The 23,179-nt window shown below is 28.6% G+C and carries 15 protein-coding genes and 1 pseudogene; 6 read left to right on the forward strand and 10 right to left on the reverse strand.

The annotated features are described in order from the left end of the window. Positions 1-3: 3 nt before the first annotated feature. Entirely contained in the window at positions 4-1,287 is a 1,284-nt protein-coding gene (trmFO, locus tag MAGA_RS00760; protein WP_013021809.1) for a methylenetetrahydrofolate--tRNA-(uracil(54)-C(5))-methyltransferase (FADH(2)-oxidizing) TrmFO, read from the reverse strand. A gap of 174 nt (positions 1,288-1,461) precedes the next feature. Between trmFO and MAGA_RS00765 the strand changes: the two genes are divergently transcribed. After that, on the forward strand, positions 1,462-1,845 hold the full coding sequence (locus tag MAGA_RS00765; RefSeq protein ID WP_042509395.1) for a TIGR04554 family membrane protein: 384 nt from the start codon (positions 1,462-1,464) through the stop codon (positions 1,843-1,845). Positions 1,846-2,002: 157 nt separating this feature from the next. Here MAGA_RS00765 and MAGA_RS00770 read toward each other — a convergent pair whose 3' ends face one another. The 6 genes from MAGA_RS00770 to MAGA_RS00795 form a co-directional block, all read right to left on the reverse strand. After that, on the reverse strand, positions 2,003-2,992 hold the full coding sequence (locus tag MAGA_RS00770) for a 2-hydroxyacid dehydrogenase (RefSeq protein WP_013021811.1): 990 nt from the start codon (positions 2,990-2,992) through the stop codon (positions 2,003-2,005). A 410-nt stretch (positions 2,993-3,402) separates the two neighbouring features. Then, positions 3,403-4,203 carry an alpha/beta fold hydrolase gene (locus MAGA_RS00775; RefSeq protein WP_013021812.1) on the reverse strand — a complete coding sequence of 267 codons (801 nt, stop codon included), beginning with the start codon at positions 4,201-4,203 and terminating at the stop codon, positions 3,403-3,405. Positions 4,204-4,480: 277 nt separating this feature from the next. Next, positions 4,481-5,608 carry a coiled-coil domain-containing protein gene (locus MAGA_RS00780; RefSeq protein WP_013021813.1) on the reverse strand — a complete coding sequence of 376 codons (1,128 nt, stop codon included), beginning with the start codon at positions 5,606-5,608 and terminating at the stop codon, positions 4,481-4,483. Positions 5,609-5,880: 272 nt separating this feature from the next. Beyond that, on the reverse strand, positions 5,881-8,304 hold the full coding sequence (locus MAGA_RS00785) for a DEAD/DEAH box helicase family protein (RefSeq protein WP_013021814.1): 2,424 nt from the start codon (positions 8,302-8,304) through the stop codon (positions 5,881-5,883). Next, the gene (locus MAGA_RS00790; RefSeq protein WP_013021815.1) at positions 8,291-9,979 is read right to left on the reverse strand and encodes a site-specific DNA-methyltransferase; all 1,689 of its coding nucleotides are present in this window, start codon (positions 9,977-9,979) and stop codon (positions 8,291-8,293) included. The genes MAGA_RS00785 and MAGA_RS00790 overlap by 14 nt, the downstream gene beginning before the upstream one ends. Before the next feature lie 49 nt (positions 9,980-10,028). Further along, on the reverse strand, positions 10,029-11,687 hold the full coding sequence (locus MAGA_RS00795) for a site-specific DNA-methyltransferase (RefSeq protein WP_013021816.1): 1,659 nt from the start codon (positions 11,685-11,687) through the stop codon (positions 10,029-10,031). Between the two features lie 224 nt (positions 11,688-11,911). Here MAGA_RS00795 and MAGA_RS00800 point away from each other — a divergent pair, with 224 nt between their 5' ends. Further along, on the forward strand, positions 11,912-12,928 hold the full coding sequence (locus MAGA_RS00800) for an IS30 family transposase (protein ID WP_013021817.1): 1,017 nt from the start codon (positions 11,912-11,914) through the stop codon (positions 12,926-12,928). 309 nt (positions 12,929-13,237) lie between these two features. On the opposite strand, the gene tig is transcribed toward MAGA_RS00800, so the two are convergent. After that, positions 13,238-14,740 carry a trigger factor gene (gene tig / locus MAGA_RS00805; protein WP_013021818.1) on the reverse strand — a complete coding sequence of 501 codons (1,503 nt, stop codon included), beginning with the start codon at positions 14,738-14,740 and terminating at the stop codon, positions 13,238-13,240. 652 nt (positions 14,741-15,392) lie between these two features. On the opposite strand from tig, the gene MAGA_RS00810 reads away from it, so the two are divergent. Next, entirely contained in the window at positions 15,393-16,166 is a 774-nt protein-coding gene (locus MAGA_RS00810) for a hypothetical protein (protein ID WP_013021819.1), read from the forward strand. A gap of 250 nt (positions 16,167-16,416) precedes the next feature. After that, positions 16,417-18,219 (forward strand): annotated as a pseudogene (locus tag MAGA_RS00815) (BMP family ABC transporter substrate-binding protein); the annotation flags it as partial. 305 nt (positions 18,220-18,524) lie between these two features. Here the strand turns inward: MAGA_RS00815 and MAGA_RS00820 are convergent. Further along, a complete protein-coding gene (locus tag MAGA_RS00820; RefSeq protein ID WP_013021821.1) occupies positions 18,525-19,934 on the reverse strand; it encodes an Mbov_0186 family lipoprotein in 1,410 nt (469 codons plus the stop codon). Between the two features lie 648 nt (positions 19,935-20,582). Between MAGA_RS00820 and MAGA_RS00825 the strand changes: the two genes are divergently transcribed. Beyond that, positions 20,583-21,305 carry an ABC transporter ATP-binding protein gene (locus MAGA_RS00825; RefSeq protein ID WP_013021822.1) on the forward strand — a complete coding sequence of 241 codons (723 nt, stop codon included), beginning with the start codon at positions 20,583-20,585 and terminating at the stop codon, positions 21,303-21,305. Further along, on the forward strand, positions 21,298-22,050 hold the full coding sequence (locus MAGA_RS00830) for an ABC transporter permease (protein WP_013021823.1): 753 nt from the start codon (positions 21,298-21,300) through the stop codon (positions 22,048-22,050). Before MAGA_RS00825 ends, MAGA_RS00830 begins: the two co-directional genes overlap by 8 nt. A 210-nt stretch (positions 22,051-22,260) precedes the next feature. On the opposite strand, the gene MAGA_RS00835 is transcribed toward MAGA_RS00830, so the two are convergent. Then, entirely contained in the window at positions 22,261-23,178 is a 918-nt protein-coding gene (locus MAGA_RS00835) for a 5'-3' exonuclease (RefSeq protein WP_013021824.1), read from the reverse strand. Between the last annotated feature and the right edge of the window lies 1 nt (position 23,179).

The following is a 23,179-nucleotide window of genomic DNA, read 5'->3' on the forward strand; positions in this document are numbered from 1 at the left end:
TTACTAAGAAATTTGTTTCATAAGCTCTTTAATTTCTGCTAAAGATCTTTCAGAAAGCATCATTTTGCTTTCATCATTATAAGACACTAAATTAATTCCCTCAACAAGTCCTCAATTAGCCTCCATTGGCTGTATGCCGTTTTTGTTGGCCTTTAATACATAACTGCATAAGCTTCCTATAACTGTCTTATTGCTTGGAATTATTTTTGGCAAATTATTCAAATATCTGTCAACATTAATTGCACATATAATAGCACTAGCGCTCGCTTCTACATATCCATCAGTGCCAGTAAGTTGGCCTGCAAAAAATATGTTTGGATTAGATTTTAATTGAAAATTATCATATAAGACATTAGCTGAATTTAGATAATCATTTTTATGCATAACTCCATATCTTAAGATAAGTGCATTTGCTAATGCTGACACTGCTTTTATAATTTCATTTTGTCAAGGGATCTTGATGCTTGTTTGAAAATTTACAATTCTTAGAAAATTTTCATTATAGTCATCTTCTCTTAATAAAACAGTAGCATAAGTGTTTTCAGTTTGTATTATTTCATTAGTTTGTAATAGATTTTTAAGCTTATTTTTGCCGCTTTTTGCAACACTTTCAATCGATTTAAAACCATTATCATGCAATAATTTAATTTCATTAGGTAAGGGTGAAATAAAGATTTCAGCAGAAACAATTAAATTATATAAGTGCTCAAATTCATTTTTGTTAAGAGTGCAGTAAAACAGTTTATCATCTAAAGCACTTTTTTGTACATAATTTCAATTTATAGAACTTTTTAAGACTATTGGCTCGACTTGATCAAATAAATTAAAGTTAGATTCACCAACTAGGTTTTTAATTTCATTTTCTAGATTAACGCTGCTTAATGGACCAGTTGCAATGATAGTAGGAATTGAATCATCGATTGTTATATATTCTTTTTCTATTATTTTAAGATTTTGATAACTTCTTAAATAATTAGTTATATATTCTTGAAATTTATATCTATCAACTAATAGTGGTTCATTTGCGACCTTAGCATAGTCAGCTGCTTTGATAATTAATGAATCAAGCAAGCGCATTTCTTGCTTTAGCAGACATTTAGCACTAGTTATTTCGTTAGAGTGAAAAGAATCAGAATAAGCTAAATTAGCAAACATATCATTTGTTTGAATAGGGTTTTTTTTAATTGATTTTACTTCAAAAAGTTCAACTAAATAATTACGTTTTAGTAGTTGATAACAAGCTTCACTTCCAGAAATACCAGCGCCAATAACTCTCACTCTTTTCATTGCTACTCCTATAGTAATAAATAATATGCTTTTGTCATATAAAGGCTTAAAACAGGCCTAAAGGTCAACTAAATATGAAAAAAACTAGCATATTATTCCATTATATATTTTTCTATTCGCTGTTTAAATATAATTCATTTGGTAATTTATTTATGAAGGAGATTTATTACGTAAATGTCAAATTTATTTGGTTCATCAGGTTTAAGTAACGACATCAATAGTGTTGCTGGTAAAACATGAACAGCATTAGGCGCTGTAGGATTAGTTGGAGCATTAATAGCAGTTATTCTACTTTCAGTTGCTGTATTTCTATTTAGAAGCAAATTTGCAGATAAGAAAAATTTAATACTACCTGTAATAGGATATGTATTAGCTTTATTAGGCATAATTCTAGCAGCTGTAGCTATTAATAAAAACACAAACCCAGGCGTTGGTACTCTATTATCAGATAAAGACCCAGTAGCTATAATCAAAGGAACAGCAATTTCAGGACTTGTATTCGGTGTTCTATCATTATTATTGTCAATTGTAACATTTGTTAAATTGAAGAAACAATAATAAAAAACACTTTGGATGATCTTTAGCCTATAAAGATCATTTTTTTATTTTACTTTTATGAAAGTAATTAACCTATAAGCCTTATTTATAGTCTAATTAGTACATAAACAAATATAAAATTTCCTAGCTTAAGCCAGGAAATTAATTGCATTGCAAACTATAGTTTGTTCTTGCAATCACCAGTTTCAACGTATTCTTTTAAGTTATCTAATGAAATTTCAAGCATATTTGTTGCAGCTTCTTGTGTATATCAACCAATGTGTGGAGACATAATAACACGTGGTCATAGGTCTAGTAATTCAGCAATAACAGGGTCTTCAATTTTGTCAAAAGTCTTAAATAAGTATGCTTTTTCATTGTTGAATACATCAATAGCAGCACCAGCAAGTTTGCCACTCTTAACCGCATCTAAAATTGCTTTTTCATCTTGAATTTGGCCTCTAGAAGTATTAACTAAGATAGCACCATCTTTCATTTTGCTTAGCAATTCAGCATTAACTAATTTGTCATTTTGTCCCTTGATATATGGCATATGCAAGGTCACAATGTCAGCTTGTTTTAGACCTTCATCAAGTGAAACATATTCAATAACATCTGTTAATGCTTTATTAGGCATAAGGTCATAACCTAATACTTTGGCACCAAAGCTCTTAAACATTTTAGCTGATTCATAACCAATTTTACCTGTGCCCATAATAAGCACTGTACTTGATCTTAATTCTTTTGCAAAACCAAAGTCATCTACTGTAAAGTCTTTTTTGTGTGCTTTGTAGCCAAAGTGCAGTGATCTTCTTGATAATTGGTGTGCATATGAGAATGCTAATTCAGCTATAGCTGTTGGTGAGTATGATGGCACACGAGCCATTTTAATTCCTAATTCATGGCCAGCAGCTAAGTCCATATGGTCAAAGCCGGCTGTTCTAGTGAACACATAGTTAATTCCTTTTGCTTTAAGCAATTCTAAAATTTCACGATTTACAACATCGTTTTCTCTAACAACAACACAGTCCATGCCATCAACTAAGTGTATACGTTCTTTAGAAATAACTTCAGTAACAGCTGTAAGTTTTAAGTCTTTATATTTTTCTTTGACTTTTTCAAAAATAGGAAATTCTACTTCTTTAATGCCAAAAAATATAACGTTCATATAACTCCCTGATGTTAGTAACCTAATAAGGCTCCTAACAAAAAAATAAATAGACAAATTGATAATTTCTTATCAATTAAATTATACCTTTTATTAATTCGCGGGGCACTATAGGACTTATTTAAAGCAAATTAAATTTGATTTGTAAATGGTTATAATCAAAACATAAAATAATTGAATATGGCTGTTTTATAAGTGCAGAAGCATTAAGAAAGCTATATAAAATTATTGTTTCAAAAAGCAATGTTTTCTATATATTATGTTAATAATGTGAAAAAGTCAGCAATTTTGCCATACTTGTTCCACATACCGATTGCTTTAAATATCTAAACAAAAAATAAGTTGTCTGAAATATCAAAATAAGACAAACACATAATTTTGTTTGTTTGACTTCTGAATAACCTTATCATTTATTCACTTATAAATTTTTCAATTATGCTATTAAGTAAATAACTTTTTTCTTTATACACCATATGTGCAGAATCCTTTATTACTTCTATTTTTGCAATAGGTATGGTTTTATTGAAATACATTTGACTCATTTGGCAATCTATAAGTTTGTCGCTATCAGCCAGCACTATTAAAGTTGGAATTTTCACTGACAGGTATGCTTGTTCTATTTCATTATGAATTTTAATGCTTGTTAATTCCTTATCTAGAGTTTTAACTCACTCATTATTGTAATAATTTGTATTAAATTTTGACTTAGCCACAGAGACTCAGTTACTATCATTTTGTAAAGATTCTCAGTTATAGTAAATTAAAGGGATGAAGTTATTTAGATACTCATCAAAATTTGAAGGCAGATATTGTTTATCTTTTCATACATCCAAATTTAATTGTGTTTTATTGATTGGAGTTATTAAAATTAATTTTTCAAATAACTCAGGCCTTGTTTTATAGGCTAATACAGCAGTCGCTGCTCCAAATGATTTACCAATAAGGGTTATATTTTTAATATTATTTTTGGTAATAAAATCTATCAATAATTTAGCATAATAAACCACTGAAATTTTATGATTTTTAACAGGCTTAGTCAAATTAGAGCCCGGGAACTGCAAAGCGTAATAATTAAATTCTTGATGCTGGCTAGAAAATAATTCTAGTGCTGTATGTCTTGAATTAAAACCATGGCAAAATATAATATTTTGCTCACTATTATTGTCTTTAAAGTAATATGGATAGTCATAAATAATTTTTGATTTAGACATTAATTATATTTTATATATATTGCTTGTAAATGTTTTTAAAATTTTATGCTTGGCATAATAGAAAAAATGTTTATCATCTACACCTACATTACTATAAAACAGACTTTTAGGAAAATAGTAAGTTTGCACGGTTTCGTATATGCAAATTACTTTTTCTAATAATAAATTAACAATAAAAAAAGCGCAATAAAAATATACCGCCTATAATAATTTGTTTTTTAGGCAGTATACTTAACATTTATTAATATGCCTTACAATGTAGAAATTATTTTGCTTATTACTTTAAACTTATTGTTATTGTTGATTGATTTGATATATGAGAAACTTCAGGATCAGTATCATTGTTAATAAATTTTCCAACTTTGTATTTGACTGTAATACTAAATTTTTGATCCTGTTTATTTTTAATATCAAAATTTAATTCATTTGATAATCTTGTATGTTCTTCCATTTCTTCTTTTACTTTAAAGGTTGGTTTTGTATCGTTCACAAGTTCAATATTTCCCTTAATTTTTTCTGCTTTTTCTAATTTAAAGACAATAAATTTATTTTCAATCTCATTATTCTTATCAAGCGGAGATTTATTTCCTTCAACTAGTCAGATGCTTCTTTTATCCTTGTCGTATCATAAAGAATATTTTGAACTGTCATCTTTGAATTTTATAAGATCAGGTTTATCCTCATCAGCCGCAGCATAACTTAGAATGTTGCTTAATGATTTAGCAATCTCATCAAGTTCACTAGGTTCTTTTTCTTCTCTATCTTCTTTTTCTTCCTTTGGCTCGTCACTTGGCATATTTGCAGGCGGAACTATTGGTGGCATTGGCGCTCTATTATCGGGCTCATTTTTACCAGGTTCCTTTTTCCCACCAGGCATATCTTTGCCAGTCTTAGGTTCTTCATCATTTTTTTCCGGCATCTTTGGAGCATTTTCTTCCATTTTGTCTTTATTTGGATCTGATTCCTTTTTATCATCATCTGGTTTCTTTGGTGGCTCATCCTTTTGTTTGCCTGAATCACCATTACCGCTTTGGTCATTTGAGTCTGTATTTGAAGGATTTGTTGAAGTGTCAGGTTCAGTTTCTGTCTTTTCCTTTTTTAATTCTTCAAATTTTTTATTTAGTTCTTCAGCTGCTTGTTTAAATTCACCGGAAGTTTTTAAGATCTTAAGTTTGTCTTTTGATTCTTCAACTAGTTTTTTTAATTCTTGCTTAGCATTATCACTTAGATTTGTATTAGAGTTTAGTTCAGATTCAATCTTTTCTATTTGTGACTGTAACTCATTCTTTTCTTTAATTTCATCAGTTTTAACTGGTTCATTGTTATCACATGAAGCTGCTAAAGCAGACACAGCAAATATTGTAGCTGGTGCTAACGCAAATAATAATCTAGTGCTCTTTTTCATAGTTATTTCTCTTATTTTCTTGACTTTAGATTTTTTTAATTATGTTTATTTTATTATTACTAATTAAAAAAAGTCAATTTTTTTCATCTTTTTCAAATTATATAAATTTCTACTGGCAGCAATGATAAATAAATTTAGCAGCTAAAATCGAACTCTATTTTTTGCTAACTTATGTAAGCAAATACCAATCAATACCTTTTGTTTACCTATATATCTATAAAACAGGCCAATAATAAAAGTAGCTAAATTTTGCTACTTCTATTAAAAACAAGTTAATCAGCATTTTTTATTACAATTTCAAAAAATGTGCTTAATACTGAAAGCTCAGTGTGCTGTTTATTTTCAGCAAGAATATTATTTATTTCACTAATGGAACTATGACCACTATAGTGAACTCTTGTAGCTGAGCCCTTATTTTTTACTTTTTTTAATTTAACTAGAAGCAATGTCATATCCTTATTTTGATTTTCGCTATCTATGTATGACATATATTTATGATATGCATCAATTAATTGATTGCTTTTTTCTTCATTTATGTCATTGTCGCTCTTAACTTCTATGTAGAAATCATGAATTGTTTTATTTGTTAATCTATCTACAATTCTGAATATAAAGTCAGGGAATGATCTTGCAACTTCATTGTTTTGTTTAAAATATTCAACATAAATTCCATCAAAAACAGGATTTTTTGTTCAAAGTTGCACTTTATAATTATTATTTTCATTTCATGTATGAATATATTTGTTAACTAATATAGCAAATTCAACCTCAGTTTCAGAATCAAAGTAGTTAGACTCTTTTTTCTCTGCTGTGCTATTTACATATGCATATGCTTTGCCTTCTATATCTAAATATCTATTCTGATTAATTTCTGAGTAAACTAAATCATTAACTTCAGGGAGCGACTTTAATTTTACTTTGTAAACTCCATCACTATTAGTTTCACTCAATTCTTTGTAATAGCCCTTTTTAATATCATTTAAAAAATCTTGCTCTACTATTAGTCAGAATAAATTTTTTGAAAGTAAGTTGTGCAATTCATCAGATTTTTCATCATCTTTAGCTAAGCACATAATGTTGCCGTGGAATAATTCTTCTAGTTGCTCAATTATTTCTGCATTAAAGTACATTTTGTTTTTAGCAAGAAACAATTCTTTTCTTAATTCTAATTCAATGCTGTTGAAAATTTTTAAATTAGCATAAGTTTTTGAGCCAAATCTTTCTGTACCATAATTAATGTATCCATTTGTTTTATAGTATTCTTGGTATTTCTTAAGCTCACGATATATATGCCTAAAATCTATAGTTTTAATTATATTTTCATAATATGAAGGATTCTTAATTTTGGTTTTTACAACTTCTTTGTCAATATAAGCCACTTTAAATTGCTCATTTTTAAACTCATCTTTTAGTCTATAAGTTATTCTATTATTAGACTTATTTTCAATGTTTGAATAATAGTAATATTCCAGTCCTATATGAGTTTGATCTTTTATAAATTCAGGGTTAGGATTACGCATTATTCTGCCAATTGTCTGCGTACTTAAACTAGGAGAGCATACTTTTCTTAGCTGAACCAGCATACATGCTCTAGGTATGTTTCAGCCAGTGGCGGGACCGATTTTAAATATAACAACATCGACATCAGAATTATTTTTTGAAATTGATTTTAGACTCCTATTTGCAAGCCTTATGTTTGTCTCAATATCGTTTGAGCCAAAATATTTAACATAAGTTAAGCCACTTTCCTTGATTATGTTAATAATATCATTTATATCTTTAGCAAATTCTTCAGATCTAACTTTTTGCTCACTTTTTACTTGAATAAGCATAGCAGGATTTATAGTCTTAAGCAAAGGGTCACTAAGATATTCTTTTTGAATTAACTTAAATTTGTTAATTGCTGTCTTTAAAATTTGTGCATCATCTAAAATTTCACTGTTAGATTCATCTAAGCCATAATTAAAGTGGGATTTATGTTTTAGTAGGATAAGGTCATCTTCTAATAAGTCATCAGGCCTTATTTGAATTAGATCATTTTTACCCTTCGGCGTTGCAGTCATTTTTATAATAAAATGAGCTGCATTTTGCATAAGCAGTTCAAATCTCTGCTCATCTTTTTTTGTGTTTGCTAATTGAACCTTAAAATCTATATCTTCATCCAAGTCAACATAGCTAGATTTATATTTGCCACTGGCTTCACCACCGATATGGGCTTCATCCCTTATATAAACTAGTTTGTAGCCTTCATTTTCAATTTGTGATAAGTAAGAGTTTATTATACCTTGTTCAGTAAAAATTCTACCCTTGCCAAATGATTGAGTACCTAAAATTAATACATTATTTTGTTTAGCTAAAATTTGAAAATGCTGGTCTTTTGCCTTATTGCTTTTGTAATTTGAAGATGGAGATTCTTGCAGCTCAATAGATATACTATGAGAGTTATATAAATACTGCTTATAGTCAGTAAAATTCATGAGCATTTGCTTAGGCAAGTCTGCTGATGAAAGCGTTGCAATAGCAAAAGTAAACTTTTCATCTGGATATTCAGTTATCAATTTATCAATAACATTGATTATCATAAATGTCTTGCCAGAGCCTGTTGGAGCCTGAAATTCTAATATTTTCTTTTTGTCTTGATCATATTTATCAATAATTTTACTTACAGCTTTGTTTTGTGTATTACTTAATTGCATCAGTATCCTCTTTTTTTATAGGTTTTAAGGATGTTAAACTTCTTAGAATATCAATATTGCTATCTTTATCTTCAGTGTCAATATCGAAGTCTTGTAGCATTTGTAGATATTGTTCTTTTATACTCACATTACTTTGATTATCATCAAATAATTTAGTTGAATAGTATTCAATGTTGTAAACATTTAAATTTGATTTGTATGGCTTGTTTTTCTTAATTCAGTCAAAATTAGATTCATTGCTTGTAGAGATTCCATTATTAATGCGATATAGTCTTTCATAACAAACATCAGTGCCGATATTATTTTCGTTATTTGTTACTAATGTATAACTTCTATTTCCACCATCTTCATTGTTTAACTCCATTACTGCATGACCAGTTGTTCCTGAACCAGCATAGAAGTCTAAAATTCGTGCATCCTTGTTAGGGTGTAATTTTATTAAAAGTTTAATTAGCTCAACAGGTTTCGCAGTACTGAATTCATCACTCTTTAAAATACTTGATAATACTTTGTTTCCAGTTTTGTTATTAAAACTACTTCCCTTTATGATTGTCTTGAATATCCATGTGTTTTTTCTTTTCTTAGGATAGATCTTGAATTTATTACCATCCATTTTTATTACAAGCTCATCCTTCTCTTTGTTAATTTTTTCTTTTGATCATCTTCACACATATTGCACACCATTCACATTTTTGGGTCATAAAGTGTAAATGGTTTTTTCTGTTGGCTCAATAGTATGGTATAAATTATGGTTTTCATCTTTATTAATAAAAATTGGATAAGCTAAATTTGGCCTATTTTTATCATTAAATTTTTTGCTTTGATTCTCAAGTGTATATTGCAATCAATATTCCCCTTTATTATCTACAAGTGTTTCAAGATTGCGGTTTTTATATATTTCTGGTAATTTATGAATAACATATTCGTTATCTAGTTCTTCAGGCACAAAATCCAAGCCGCCATAAATTAAAATATACTCATGAGTTAGCGCAATTTCAGTATTTACTTGTCTCCCGCTTGGGTTTAAGATAGCTGGCACACATGCTATGAAATTTTCTTCGCCAAAGATTTCATCCATTAGTACTTTCAAATAGGCCTGTTCGCTATCATCAATTGAAACAAAAATAACACCATCTTCCTTTAAAAGCTGTTTTGCTAATCTTAAACGTTCGTTTAACATATTTAGTCAACCAGTACGACTAAATTTATCACGATAGATAAATTTTGATGAACTAACCTTATCTTTTTCACTTAGGTTATTGCCATCAGTTAGTGAGCTTTCAGTATTGTAAGGAGGATCAATATAAATTACATCGTAATTAACAGTCTCTGACTGTGACTCTCTCTCGATTGCTATAAGATTTTTAAGAGCATCATAGTTTTCGCCAATTATTAGTGTATTTGCTGGCTTATTATCATTATTGAATGATAAGTTTTTATTCTTTTTTAATAAAGCTATTTCAGAAGCATTAACAGAAGGAGCAACATCAAATGAAAATCCTAATTTGACTCTTTTGATTAAAAGTTGGTAAACATTATGTAAAGCCGGGTCATTGTCATCAAATTTATTAATGATTGAAATAATAAGATCTTTTTGATCTTGATTTAATTCATTACTAAGACTTAGTGCATTAGCTTTTTCTATATAATCCTGTTTTATAGTACTCATCGTCATCCTTATAAATTGAATTGTTAATTCATAATTTCTTTTTAGATATATTTAGTTAATCCTTAGTTATAGGTTTTAAGGATGTTAAACTTCTTAGAATATCAATATTGCTGTCTTTGTTTTCTGTGTCAATATTAAAGTCTTGTAGCATTTGTAGATATTGCTGCTTTATATTTATGTTGCTTTGGCTATCATCAAATAGCTTGGTTGAGTAATATTCAATGTTATAAACATTTAAATTTGATTTGTAGGGATTGTTTTTCTTAATTCAGTCAAAATTAGATTCATTGCTTGTGGATATTCCATTATTAATGCGATATAGTCTTTCATAACAAACATTTGTAGCAATGTTATTTTCGTTATTTGTTACTAATGTGTAACTTCGATTTCCACCATCTTCTTTGTTTAATTCCATTACTGCATGACCAGTTGTTCCTGAACCAGCATAGAAGTCTAAAATTCGAGCATTTTTGTTAGGGTGAAGGTTTATGAGAAATTTAAGCAAACCAACAGGCTTAGGGTGGTCAAAAATTTTGTTAGTAAAAATATCTTTTTGCTCAGATGTCCCTACTGAACCATGAACTGAATAAATTAAATTTGAAAATTTGGAATCTCTATTCACTAATTGGTTGTTATTATCAACAAATTGATATTGTTTTGAATAGACTTTGTTGTTTTTGAAAACAAGAAAATTATTTTTCATCCCTCAATTAATTTTCTCCTTGCTTCATCTTCACTGCCAATCCTTAGTTGCATGATTGCCAGAATGTCTACTTTGCCATTTTTTTTCAGAACCGCCTGGATAATAGATTTTTCCATTATGAGAAATAGGAAAGTCTAGTGATTCTGACCAAGTCAATGAAGCTCTATCTAGTTGATTTAATTTGTACATTCCTCTGGTTTTCACGAATTCGTCAGAATATTTATATGAGCCATCATCAGTATCTATAACAAAGTTATTAGTTCTAAATTTATCAATATTATTTGCATATACCAAAACATATTCAGTAAGAATTTTTAAGAATTTACTATCTTCACCAGACCCTTCATTTTTCTTTTGTCAAACAATATTAGCTATGAAATTTTCTTCACCAAAAATTTCATCCATTAACACTTTCAAATAAGCATGTTCGCTGTCATCAATTGAAACAAAAATAACACCATCTTCTTTTAAAAGTTGGTGTGATAGTCTTAAACGTTCGTTTAACATATTTAGTCAACCAGTACGACTAAATTTATCACGATAGATAAATTTTGATGAACTAACCTCATCTTTTTCACTTAGGTTATTACCATCAGTTAGTGAGCTTTCAGTATTATAAGGAGGATCAATATAAATTACATCGTAATTAACAGTCTCTGACTGTGACTCTCTCTCTCTCTCGATCACTATAAGATTTTTAAGAGCATCATAGTTCTCGCCAATTATTAGTGTATTTGCTGGCTTATTATTATCATTATTAAATGACAAGCTTTCATTCTTTTTTAATAAAGCTATTTCAGAAGAATTAACTGAAGGAGCAATATCAAATACAAATCCTAGTTTTATCCTTTTGATTAAAAGCTGGTAAACATTATGTAAAGCTGGGTCATTGTCATCAAATTTATTAATGATTGAAACAATAAGATCTTTTTGATCTTGATTTAGTTCATTGCTAAGACTTAGTGCATTAGCTTTTTCTATATAATCCTGTTTTATAGTATTCATCGTCATCCTTATAATACAAATAGTTACCGATATATTTATTATTTGTATATAAATTATAAATTATGAATTTGTCATAGAGATAATATTTGAAAATAAAAACATCTGCATAATTAGCAGATGTTGCTTGATTGTAAGTTCAAGTGCAACACCAATTAAAGTAAAATTTAATTGTGGAGCACTTGAATTTTTAAATAAAAAAAGTTCCACACTTGGCAGCAGGAAACTTTCATATGAATTATACTAAAAATTATAATCATCTAACATATGATGAACGTGCATTTATTGAAATTCAAATAAAATCTGGATATTCTATTAGATCAATAGCCAGACAGTTAAATAGAAATCCATCAACAATAAGTCGTGAATTAAAACGTAATACCGCTTTTAGCGGCTTATACCAATGTAAAATAGCAGAACAGAAAGCATTAAATAGACATTCGCACAAATACTTGTTTAAATTTACAAGCAATTTTAAATATGCTGAATTTGAAAAGTTTTTTATGGAAAAATTTGATAAAAGATTTTACGGCATTGTCGCAACAGCTCGATACGTTAAACAAACTTTTCCAGATATTGAATCACCGTCGATAAGGACTATATTTAACTGAATTAAGACAAGAAAATGAAAATTGAAACCTAGAGATAGATTGAGAATTTTTTATAAAAAAGGCGGGAAAAGAACTGCATCAGTTGTATCAAGGTTAATTGGTGATTCTTACTATGTATATCCTATATGAGCAAGACCAAAATATATTGATTTAAGAGAAGAATATGGTCATTGAGAAAGCGACTTAATTATAGGCAAAAGATCAAACGGATATGATAATGTATTAACGCTTGTTGAAAGACAAACCAGGATGGGATTCGCAGTTAAAATCAAGTCAAAATCAGCTTTTTTGGTAATTTCAAAGCTTAAAAAAATAATCCAGGATCATAATTTAATTGTCAAATCTATAACAATCGATAACGGGATAGAATTTGAAAGAATGGGTTTATTAGGAAAATGGCTGAATATTAAAATATTTAGAGCTGAACCGTATGCTTCATTTCAAAGAGGAACAAATGAAAATTGAAACGGAATGATTAGAAGAATGTTCCATAAAGGTTTTGATTTTAATTCTATCTCTCAAGTTCAACTGGATGATGTTGTAAATCAAATAAATGAAATGCCACGGAAAATTTTGAATTGGCAAAAACCAATTGAACTATTTAAGTTAGCTAATGACTATGGTGTCGTTTTAAATTAAAAGCAAAATAATTTAATTAGCTACATTCATAAAAAATGAATGGTTATTTTTTACATTTAATTTAGTTATTTTATCCCCCTAACCCCCTTAATTACAAATAAGGGGGAATAACAAAACATTATTTAGTGTTTACGCAGATGTTCCATCTGATTTTTTAACCCCCGCCCCCTTGATTTCAAACAAGGGGCGCCTGTGGCATACGCCACATATTATGCAAAAATGCTATAATAAAAAGGCCAAGCACATATGTTGCACTTGAACCTTCATTTATGGAACATCTGCATAATTAGCAGATGTTTCGATATTTTGTTATTTATTTTCTTCTTTAGATTCAGCTTTTTTAGCTTCTTCAGCTAATTCTTCTTCATGAATTTTTTTAGCTTCTTCTTCGAATTTTTTGATATCTTCTTCAGCTTGTTTAATTAATTTGTTAGCTAATTCTAAGGCAACTTTGTCATTTTGTTCTGAAGTTTTCTTGTCTAATTGCGCAAGAATTAATCTTGTTATAGCAACTTCTTTAATAGCTTCAGTGAATTGGCCATTTTGCTCTTCACCTTCAGCTAAAGGATTTTGTTTCATGTATTGAAGAACAAATTGAAGAGGGATAAATTGTTGGCCAAAAGCAATGTTAATTGCTCAAAGGTTTTTGTTTTCTTCTGAAATTTCAGCTTTGTCCTTAAATTGTTTCATTAACTCTTCGTGAACTAAAAGTCTCTTTGTTACTTCTTTTTCTTCACTTAAAACTAATTTGTTAAAGTCTGCTTCTGAAGTTTTAATTAAGTCTAAGTAGTCATTGAATTTAATGCCTTGAGTTTTTAAGTTAGCTTTAATTTCTTCTAATCTTTTTTGAGCACCAGTAGCAACTAAAATGTCTGAAATTGCAAATTGGTGTTTTTCAACTAATTCAGCAACTAATGAATCAATCACATTTCTTTGAATTTCAGCATATTTTTTAACTGTTAATATTTCCTTAGCATATGCTTTTGCTTCTTCAATTGTTGAAACATTAGGAAGGTGTAATTCTTTAACATTTTTTTCATCTAAAGTGATTTTTTCTAATCTCTTAGCATCTAGAATTTCACATTCAAAAACTGCTGGTTGTCCTTTAAGTGTAGGCACTGCATAGCTTTCTGGGAATGTAACATTAACTTCACCTTTTCAGCCAACACTTTTGCCAACTAATTGGTCTTCAAAAGTGTCAATAAATGTTTTGCTGCCTAATTTTAGATCAAATTGGTCGGCTTCGCCACCTTCAAAAGGTTCATTGTTTACAAAACCTTTATATTTAAGTGTAACAACGTCACCTAATTTTGTTTTATCTTTTTTGCCAAGTGGCATTAATAAGGCGTTTTTGCTTAATAATTCATCTAAATATGAATCAATGTCAGCTTCTGTTACTTTTAGTTTGGCAACTTTTGTCTTAATTGATTCATCTAGCTTAATGTCTGATAAGTCAGGAAGTAATGGAAACTCAATTTTAATAACAGATGATTCTTCTGCTAAAACAGGTAATTCTAATAAAACAGCATTTTGCAATGCATTTTCATGTTGCTTTTTAACTTCTTCAAAAATTTCATCAGCAAAAACATTATATGCCTCATGAATTGAATCACTTGCAACAGTAACTGGTGTTACATATTTATCAACTATGTGTTTAGGAGCTTTACCAGGTCTAAAACCATCTACTTTTAGTTTTTTAATTTTGTTAGATTTGGTTTTGTTAAAAATGTTTGTTCATTTTTCGCCTGTAAACTCATATTCAACAACTACAGAACCTTTTTCTTTATTTAGTTCTATTGATTTAGCACTCATATATCTCCCTTATGGTAGTTAAATTTATTAGTTATCTTAATATTAATAAATTAATAAGATGTTATTTTAATATTATTTAATATTAACAATTTTATTATAAAAACATAGATTATTTACAAAAAGTGGCTTAAGAATTTAAAAAAAGGAGACTGCTCTCCTTTTTTTAATTCATAAGACAATTCAAACTAAAAAGCTTCCGCGCACAGAACTTTATATATTATTATGGGAAAGGAGTATATACTCTTAAGCAACTGTTCCTGTGGAGACAGTACTCATTCACTAAGGAATGCATCAGCATTATTATAGACTAAAAAGATATAGCACCAAATATTTTTTTTATTTTTTTTAAAAGGATATAACCAGCAATATAAAAAGATTCAATATATTGCCATTTAGAACTATGAAAAAAGAATCTATAAAATTTAAACTATTGTGCAAGAGGGAAAATTTTATTATATAGCCTTATAGTTTTTTGCATCATACAATAAAAATACTGCAGATATCAAAAACTTAAAACTAGTTATATACGTGTATTTAATATTTTTGATGTGAAACTAATTCCCCTATAAATCAGCAATATTGGTAAAAATTCATTACCAATCTTTTGTTTTTCTATATATTATAATAGTCATTCAAAAAGTAAGGACTATGTATGAAGAATAGAAGAATAATTTTTACATTAAGTAGCACAGTTAGTGTGCTAAGCTCATTCTCGGTTTTATCTGCTAAATGTGGTAGTAAAGATGAAGTTAATGAAACAAGTAACACTGCAAAATTTAAAGTTCTAGTTTCTGAAAACACTGATAAAAATAAGAAAGCCGATGATAATAAAGCCAAGGAAAACTCTGCTGCACCAATTTTTAGTGAAAAGTATGATCAAATTTTAGAAAAATTTAAAAATGCATTAAAACTTTTAAAAGAGTCACACAAGGATAATGAAAAGGTTAATAAAATAGATGAAATAATATCATCTATGACTGTAAAACAGCCATATAAGTTAGAACAAGCTTTTAAATTACTAACTAGTTTATTTGCTGACGAAATCAAAAAACCTGATAGCTTTGTACCAACAAAAGTTCCAAAAAGTCTTTATATCCTTAAAGAATTTGTCAAGAATAAAAGAATATTTATAAAAGTTTACAAAGACAGAAACTATATCGGCGGAAATATTTATAGAGCTATTGAAAAGTATTCAGACAGTTTTAAAAAGATGTTTTTTGCACTTCATAGCAATAAGCTTTTAGATATTGTTACTGTTCATCCTAATGACTTTAAAGGCATTAAATCAACTCATGCTTCAGGCACAAATATAAAACTAAAAAATGGAAAATTAACATTAGAGTTTCAAATTGGCTCTCTATTAGAAGAATCAACAGACTTGCCTTTAGCTTCAGAAGAAATTTTTGAAATAGCTATTGAAAAATAATATAAATTAGTCAACAGATCAATTATTGAATTAGGACTAAAGCCTAAAAAAACGCTTGTATCTTAGTGCAAGGTTTTTAATATATGCAAAATCACAATGATTATTATCCAAAGGAAAAAGTTATTAGCGTTTGCATCTTATGGAAATAATTACAGGCAACGATAAATGCGCTTTTCTTTCTTGTATAATTCAACCAATAAGTTTATAAATTAGGGGTAAAAGATGAAAAACAAAAAGGTACTTTTTGCTTTGGGGGGGGGGTATTACATCTATATCACTTCTTCCTTTAATAGCTGCTAAATGTGATAATAAAAGTGGTAATTGAAGGGCAAATCAGCCAAATGACAGAGCAGTAGATCATAAAAATGGCAATCAAGAATCATCCAATTTGATTGCTCCAGTTCTTGAAAAGGAATACTTCCAAATATTAAATCATGTGTATGATACCGTTCAGATTCTTAAAAAGACACATGGAAATAATCCAAAGACAAGAGAATTAGATGAAATACTGTCGTCAATTTATCAGCCTAAGAAATTAGAAATGACACTAGATTATCTTACTTCCTTAGTGATTGAAATTGCTAAAAAGGATTATGGATTTAATAGCCATTTTGGTGAAGATTTTAATAGATGACACACTAACAATGTAAATGATTTAGATTGAAAGGTCAGAGATCAGTTAAATGTTATAACAGACATTTTGGATAAAGTAAAAGACTCTATTGACTATGATAAGCATTTTAAGATATCTTATGATGGTAATACTAAAACTATAACAACACTTGCAAATATTAAGTCTCAAGATAATCTTAAATTAAGATCAGGCTTAAATACTGAAAATGCACCAAAAACAGCATTTATAACTGGTGGGGCATCAGTGTATGATGAATCATTTAACCAATCAGCATGGGAAGCAGTTCACAAAATTTCATATGAGCTAGGCCTGGATAAGGCAAAAGCAATTGGGAATAAGGAATTACGAAACAAAGCTTTTGAACCTGGATGAGGCCAATTAACGGAAGCTTATAAAAATGCCATTGATGCTGGATTTAAGTATATTGTACTTTGTGGATTCATGCACCAAACTCCACTTGTTGATTTAGATGATAATTACATCAAGAAGATTAAAGATAATAACATTGTGTTCATCACTGTTGATTTTGATGTTTTGCAATTTAGCGATGATAAATCTAAAGCATTTATTCAAAAAATAGGTGAAGGACACTTAATTCCAGTTATCTTTGATGTTAAACAAGCTGCTTATATAGCTGGTCGCGCGCTTGCTGATTACTTCTCACAAGTTTATAAAGACCAACCTGAAAAACGTACAATTGGTGCTTTTGGTGGTATTCCTTATCCAGCGGTTTCTGACTTTATAGCTGGTACTTTCCAAGGTATTATTGACTGAAATAAAGAACACCCAGAAGCTAAGACCAAGTCATTAAATGAAACTATTGAATTAAATACTTTATTTACTTCTGGAGCATCTCAAGCCACTACAGCTATTAACTCTGCAGTTAAAGCTACAGCTGCTTACCCTGTTGCTGGTTCATTATCAATTGACACAGCAAAGGAAATTAAAAAAATAGCTGATAAAGATAAATTCATTATTGGTGTTGATGAAGATCAAAAGAATAAATTAAAAGGCCATAGAATTTTTACATCAGTTATGAAATTAATCGGCCAGGCAGTTTACAACATTTTAGCTGACTTGTATACTAAAGGAGAAAGCAATATAACTCTTCAGCCAGGATTTGAAATTGGTAAGAAAAATGGAACTCCTTTACCTTATGGTTATGGCGAAAGTGAAACTGAAAAATATTTAGGTGTTGCAACATCAGGTTTATTAGATGATATTAACGATGAATTGGCGAACAAATCTTTAAAAAATGCAATTGCATATTATGAAAATCATAAATCTGAGATTCAAGAAAGATTAAAAAATCAAGAAGAGACTGTTAAGAAAGAATTAAAAGATCAGTTCCCTACAAACCGCGTTGGCGATAAGTTTCAAAAAGTGATCGACTGATTAGCTGCAGAGACTAGAAAATAAAAATAATAAATAACTGCTAGTTTATGAATTTACAAACTCTACCACAAAGTAATATACTGTAAGTTATTGTTCTATTGTTTAATATTTATATTAAGCTAACAAAAATGCATTAAAAATCATAGTTTTCTATGGTTGTATGATTAAAAATTCAAGTGCTCACAATTAAATTTTATTTCAATTTGTGTTGCACTTGAATTTTCATTTATGGAAAGAGATTATGCTTTTTTAAAAATCTATTTGCAAGCACAATTTTATATCTTGTGTTCTAAATTTATGTCTTTAATAATATTCAGTATGCTTTTTATTTAAGAAATAGATTCATTTATAACTGGTAACAATTTTTCCCAATCATCTTTAGGAATCTCATTTACATTTCAACTATCGGGAGTTATAAGCAAGTTAGTATTGTTTGTACTAGGATCTATTTTCAAAAAGTTAATGTAATCTAGATAAATATTTTTTTCAGATTTGCTATGAATATTATTGCCATAATATCCAGAATCTACATTTTCTTTTCATGAAGAAACTTGGCTGCCAAATCCTTGTGTATTTATTTCCAAAACATTGAATTTATCTGGTGCAATTGTAATATAGTTTCCGATCAATTTATCTAAGTCTATATATCCAGAAACAATTTGCTCTTTTTGTAAGTTTGTTTTAGAAAATTTAGTTTTCTTTTTAAAATTTAAAAATTCCTTAAAACTCATTAAATCAGGCCTGTATGACAAATCTATCTTGATGTAGTTCATTAAATCGCGAGATTCTGAACGATTATAAGATGCTGTTACAGTAATATCATTAGCAGAATATAACTTATTAAATTTAAATGTCAAGGCATTTATTTTATTTGAGTTTATGAGTAACGTTTCTCTTTTGACGTCAAAAATGCCAAATTTTCGATAGTTGTTAATTATTGACTGATTATTAATAGCAGGCAAAAGATTAGCAATGTTTTTTATGTATTCAAAATTACCGACATAGTCATCAACTTTTGAATTTGTGAATTTATGAGATGCATCAGAATCAGGTGCTATTAAATTATTTATTGAAAAGTTTCTAAAATAACGATTGTAATGTGACTCCAATTTAAGTAAATTTTTATAAATGTCATCAGAAATTTTAAGCGATAAATTCCTTAAATTGCTAAGTTTGATCTTATCTTTATTTTTAAGATCGAAGTTTTTTGAAATTTGATTTAAATATTTCATGCCACTAAAATTAACAAAATTACCGGTTGGTAAATCGCTTAAAGTTGTTTTTGGTTCATATTGCTTAACAATTTTTGATCTTCCGACACTATTAGAATAAAATGAAGAATAGTTTTTAACTGTATAAACCAAATATCCAATATATTCATTTTCAATTTCAGGATATTCCTGATTTGGAGAATAAGAAAAACTATTTATTAACCTAACGAAGTTATGAAAATTTTGTGTTAGCTTTTCGTGAAATATTGGGTTATCTTTGAATCATTCCAATTCAAAACACATCTTAGAAACTGGCTCAGTTGATTTTAATGACTTTCTTATTCGCTTTTCATATAAATCAAAATCAAAAAATTTATTGTATTCCCTTTCAAAAAAGGTTTGCTGGTATTCTCCACATGATGCTGCCAAAAATGTGGTAGATATAGCAATAGATGAGCCAATAAAAACAGGACTTGCCCCCATTATTTGACCTTTTTTTAAAACAGATTTGTAAAACTTTCTAACCATACATTTTCCTTAAGATGTTCTTATTATTTTCGTTATTCGGGCACTAATTTTTTAGAATTCATCAATAATGAATGTGTTAGATATTAGCAGAAGTTATTGATTTTGTTTTGGCAAGTTCAATATTGTTTTTTGCAAGATAGAGAATATAATAAAAGCATTAAGTATTCATATAAATTTTAATATCTTTTTATATAGGTTCAATATGAATAAGTAGCTTCAGGATCTTTTTATTGAAATATACATATTACAAACTTGTTTGTAGTTATTTACTATTAAGAAATATTCTCTGCATAATATAACTTCAACTTATCAACATACTAGTTTCTGCTGGATAAAGACATTTGCAAAGTGCTCAAAATTAATTCATCTAATCATTTTAAAACCGTTAATAAAATTATATTAATTATAAAACTGAAGCTAAACTATGAATAAGAAAGTGAAAAGCATTGCACACAATTTGACGTTTCAAATGTACAAACACTAAGGCAAGAAAAAATGCAATTATGGATATTGAATTACATAAATTGACAAATTAAATCGCTTTGTATAAAAATAAAATTTAAAGTCCACTTTATTTAGTTAGATTATTTTCATAATGGTTTTCAATAGTACTAAAATATATAAATATAGACAAAGGTTGTTAATATTATGAGTTTAATAGAAGTTAAAAACGTAACTAAGAAATATGGCAACAAAGTCGTATTAGGGCCTATAAATTTAAAAATTGAAAAAGGCACTAGTATTGCCATATTTGGTGCTAATGGCGCTGGAAAATCTACTTTATGTGAAATTATTGCTAATACTAAAAAGCAAAGTTCAGGAGAGGTTGAGTATGGCTTTGAACACAGCCAAATACCCTATAAAATAGGCATAAACTTACAATCGCAAGTATATCCAAATTTTATTAATGTTAAAGAGTTAATAAATTTCTATAAAACCTTATACACAGGCATTTTGGACAAAGAATACTTTGAGATAATGATTGATAAGTTCAAGCTAAAGGAATTATATAAACAAAAAGTTAACACACTTTCAGGCGGACAGCGCCAAAGAGTGAATTTATTTGTTTCACTATTCAATAAGCCCGAGATTTATATTGGTGATGAAATAACAACAGGACTTGATATTGAGAGTCAACTAGAGATGATTAACTTACTAAAACAAGAAATCAAAGACAAAGGTATGACCTTGATTTTAGTAAGTCACAATCTAAATGAAATAAAAGAGTTATGTGAAAGAATAATTTTTATTGATAAAGGGCTAATAATTGAAGATACACAAATTGACAAAATTTTAGAAAATCATAAAACATTGCTAGATTATTATTTGGAAAAGATATCAAATAACAAGAAAGAAGGCAACAATGCATAAGCAATTTAAAGCAATGTATGCTTTATTATTTAATTATTGAAAAAAGTCATTTCATAATGTATTTTTTGCCTTTGTTTTTCCAGTAATGTTTTTACTTATTTTAAGTGCAATTCCTACTTTTGAAGTTAATGATTTAATCCCTGGAATTATTGCTTCTGCTTGTCCTGTTGTGGGAATTGTCTCACTTTCTATGTCTTTTAGTGATCTTAAAGAAACAATTATTTATAAAAGAATATCAGTTTTACCTTTAAGACCATGAATTTTTGTAGCCAGCATAATATCGTTTTACACAATATTAATTTGAATAAGTGCACTTTGAGTATTCATATTTTCCTTAACTTTTTGACACTCAAAAATAGCCTTAAGCAGCATTAATTTTGGCTATATTATTTTAGGAATGATTTTTCTTTCAGTAATATGCTCATCACTAGGAGTTATAGTTGCTGTAATTGCTAGAGACTATAAAATGGCTAATGCACTTTCAATGTTATTTTACTTGCCTCCTGCATGAGTGTCTGGTATGTATTTACCTATTAGTGTTATTACTAAATCATCTGCTTTGAAGATAATTGCGATGTGTCTACCTTTTAGCTATCCGGTTGCCACAATTAATTATGGCTGGAATAAATCACTGCCATTATTATTTGATTCGCCTATTTGAGTATTTATTTTAATATCATTAGCAGTATCAGTTATTTTTGTTGCACTTGCAATAGTTACATTTAAATTTAGAAAAAGAGTGTAATTTGCCTTATTTATAGTGCTAGAGGTAAATGTTAGTAGTTGAAATCAATATTAAAAAATGGATGAGTATTAAGACTTATCCATTTTTTAATAATCTTTACCTAAAAAACTACTTTTAACTAGTATACATAAATAAAAAAGCCGGCTTAATTTCATGAGCGCAGCAAAATTGTATTAATGTGTGTTATCAAAAACCCTGTTTCATAGGCCTTTAAGTCAATTTATACTTAGGTAGAAGCACATTAACATATGTATCTAGAACACCGTCAAATCCAAATTCTCTTAGTATTGCTATAGCTTCATCTTGATTAAGTATTATTTTATAATCTTCAATATTAGTGTCCATTTCAACATCTGAATTTAATATAGCTAATCTTTTGCAAAAATGAGCTGATTCACAATCATTTTCTAAATATTCCTTAGTTTTGCCAGAGATTTTATATATATTTTCATAAATTGCTTCCAAAGTCCCAAACTCATTTAGTAAACTTATAGCCTTTTTAGGCCCAATTCCAGCAACGCCTTTTAGTTTATCCGATGAATCGCCGGCTAAACCTTTATAGTCAGGAATTTGATTAGGATTAATGCCATATATATCGACAAACTCATTGATGGTTTCTAGTTTATATTCAGTAAAATTACCAACTTTTTTGATAACTTTTATTATGCTGTTGTTTTCATTAACTAACTGAAGCAAATCTTTATCTTTAGAATAAATATAGTTATTAAAATGAGAATTATGCTTTGCAATTGTTGCAATTAAATCATCTGCTTCATAGCCCACTTTTTCAAATCACTTTATATTCATTGCACTAAGAATTTTTTTAGCTAAGTCAAACTGCTCAAAAATTATTTCAGGCGCTTTTTCTCTGCCAGCTTTATAATTGTCATACTCTTCATGTCTTTTGGTTTTGCCTTTAGCATCAAAGGCAATAAACATATGCGTTGGTTTATAAAATTTAATTAGTTTAAACAAAGTTTGAAAAAAAACATGAACGCCATTAGTTGTTGTGCCATCTTTAGCAACTAGAACACTATTAGGATTATATTTATTATATGAGGCATAAAATGATTGAAAAATCAAAAAGTTGCCATCCACTAAGAGCATAAGTTTATTTTCACTATTCATA

It is taken from the genome of Mycoplasmopsis agalactiae (assembly GCF_000089865.1).
Lineage (GTDB): Bacteria > Bacillota_I > Bacilli_A > Mycoplasmatales > Metamycoplasmataceae > Mycoplasmopsis > Mycoplasmopsis agalactiae_B.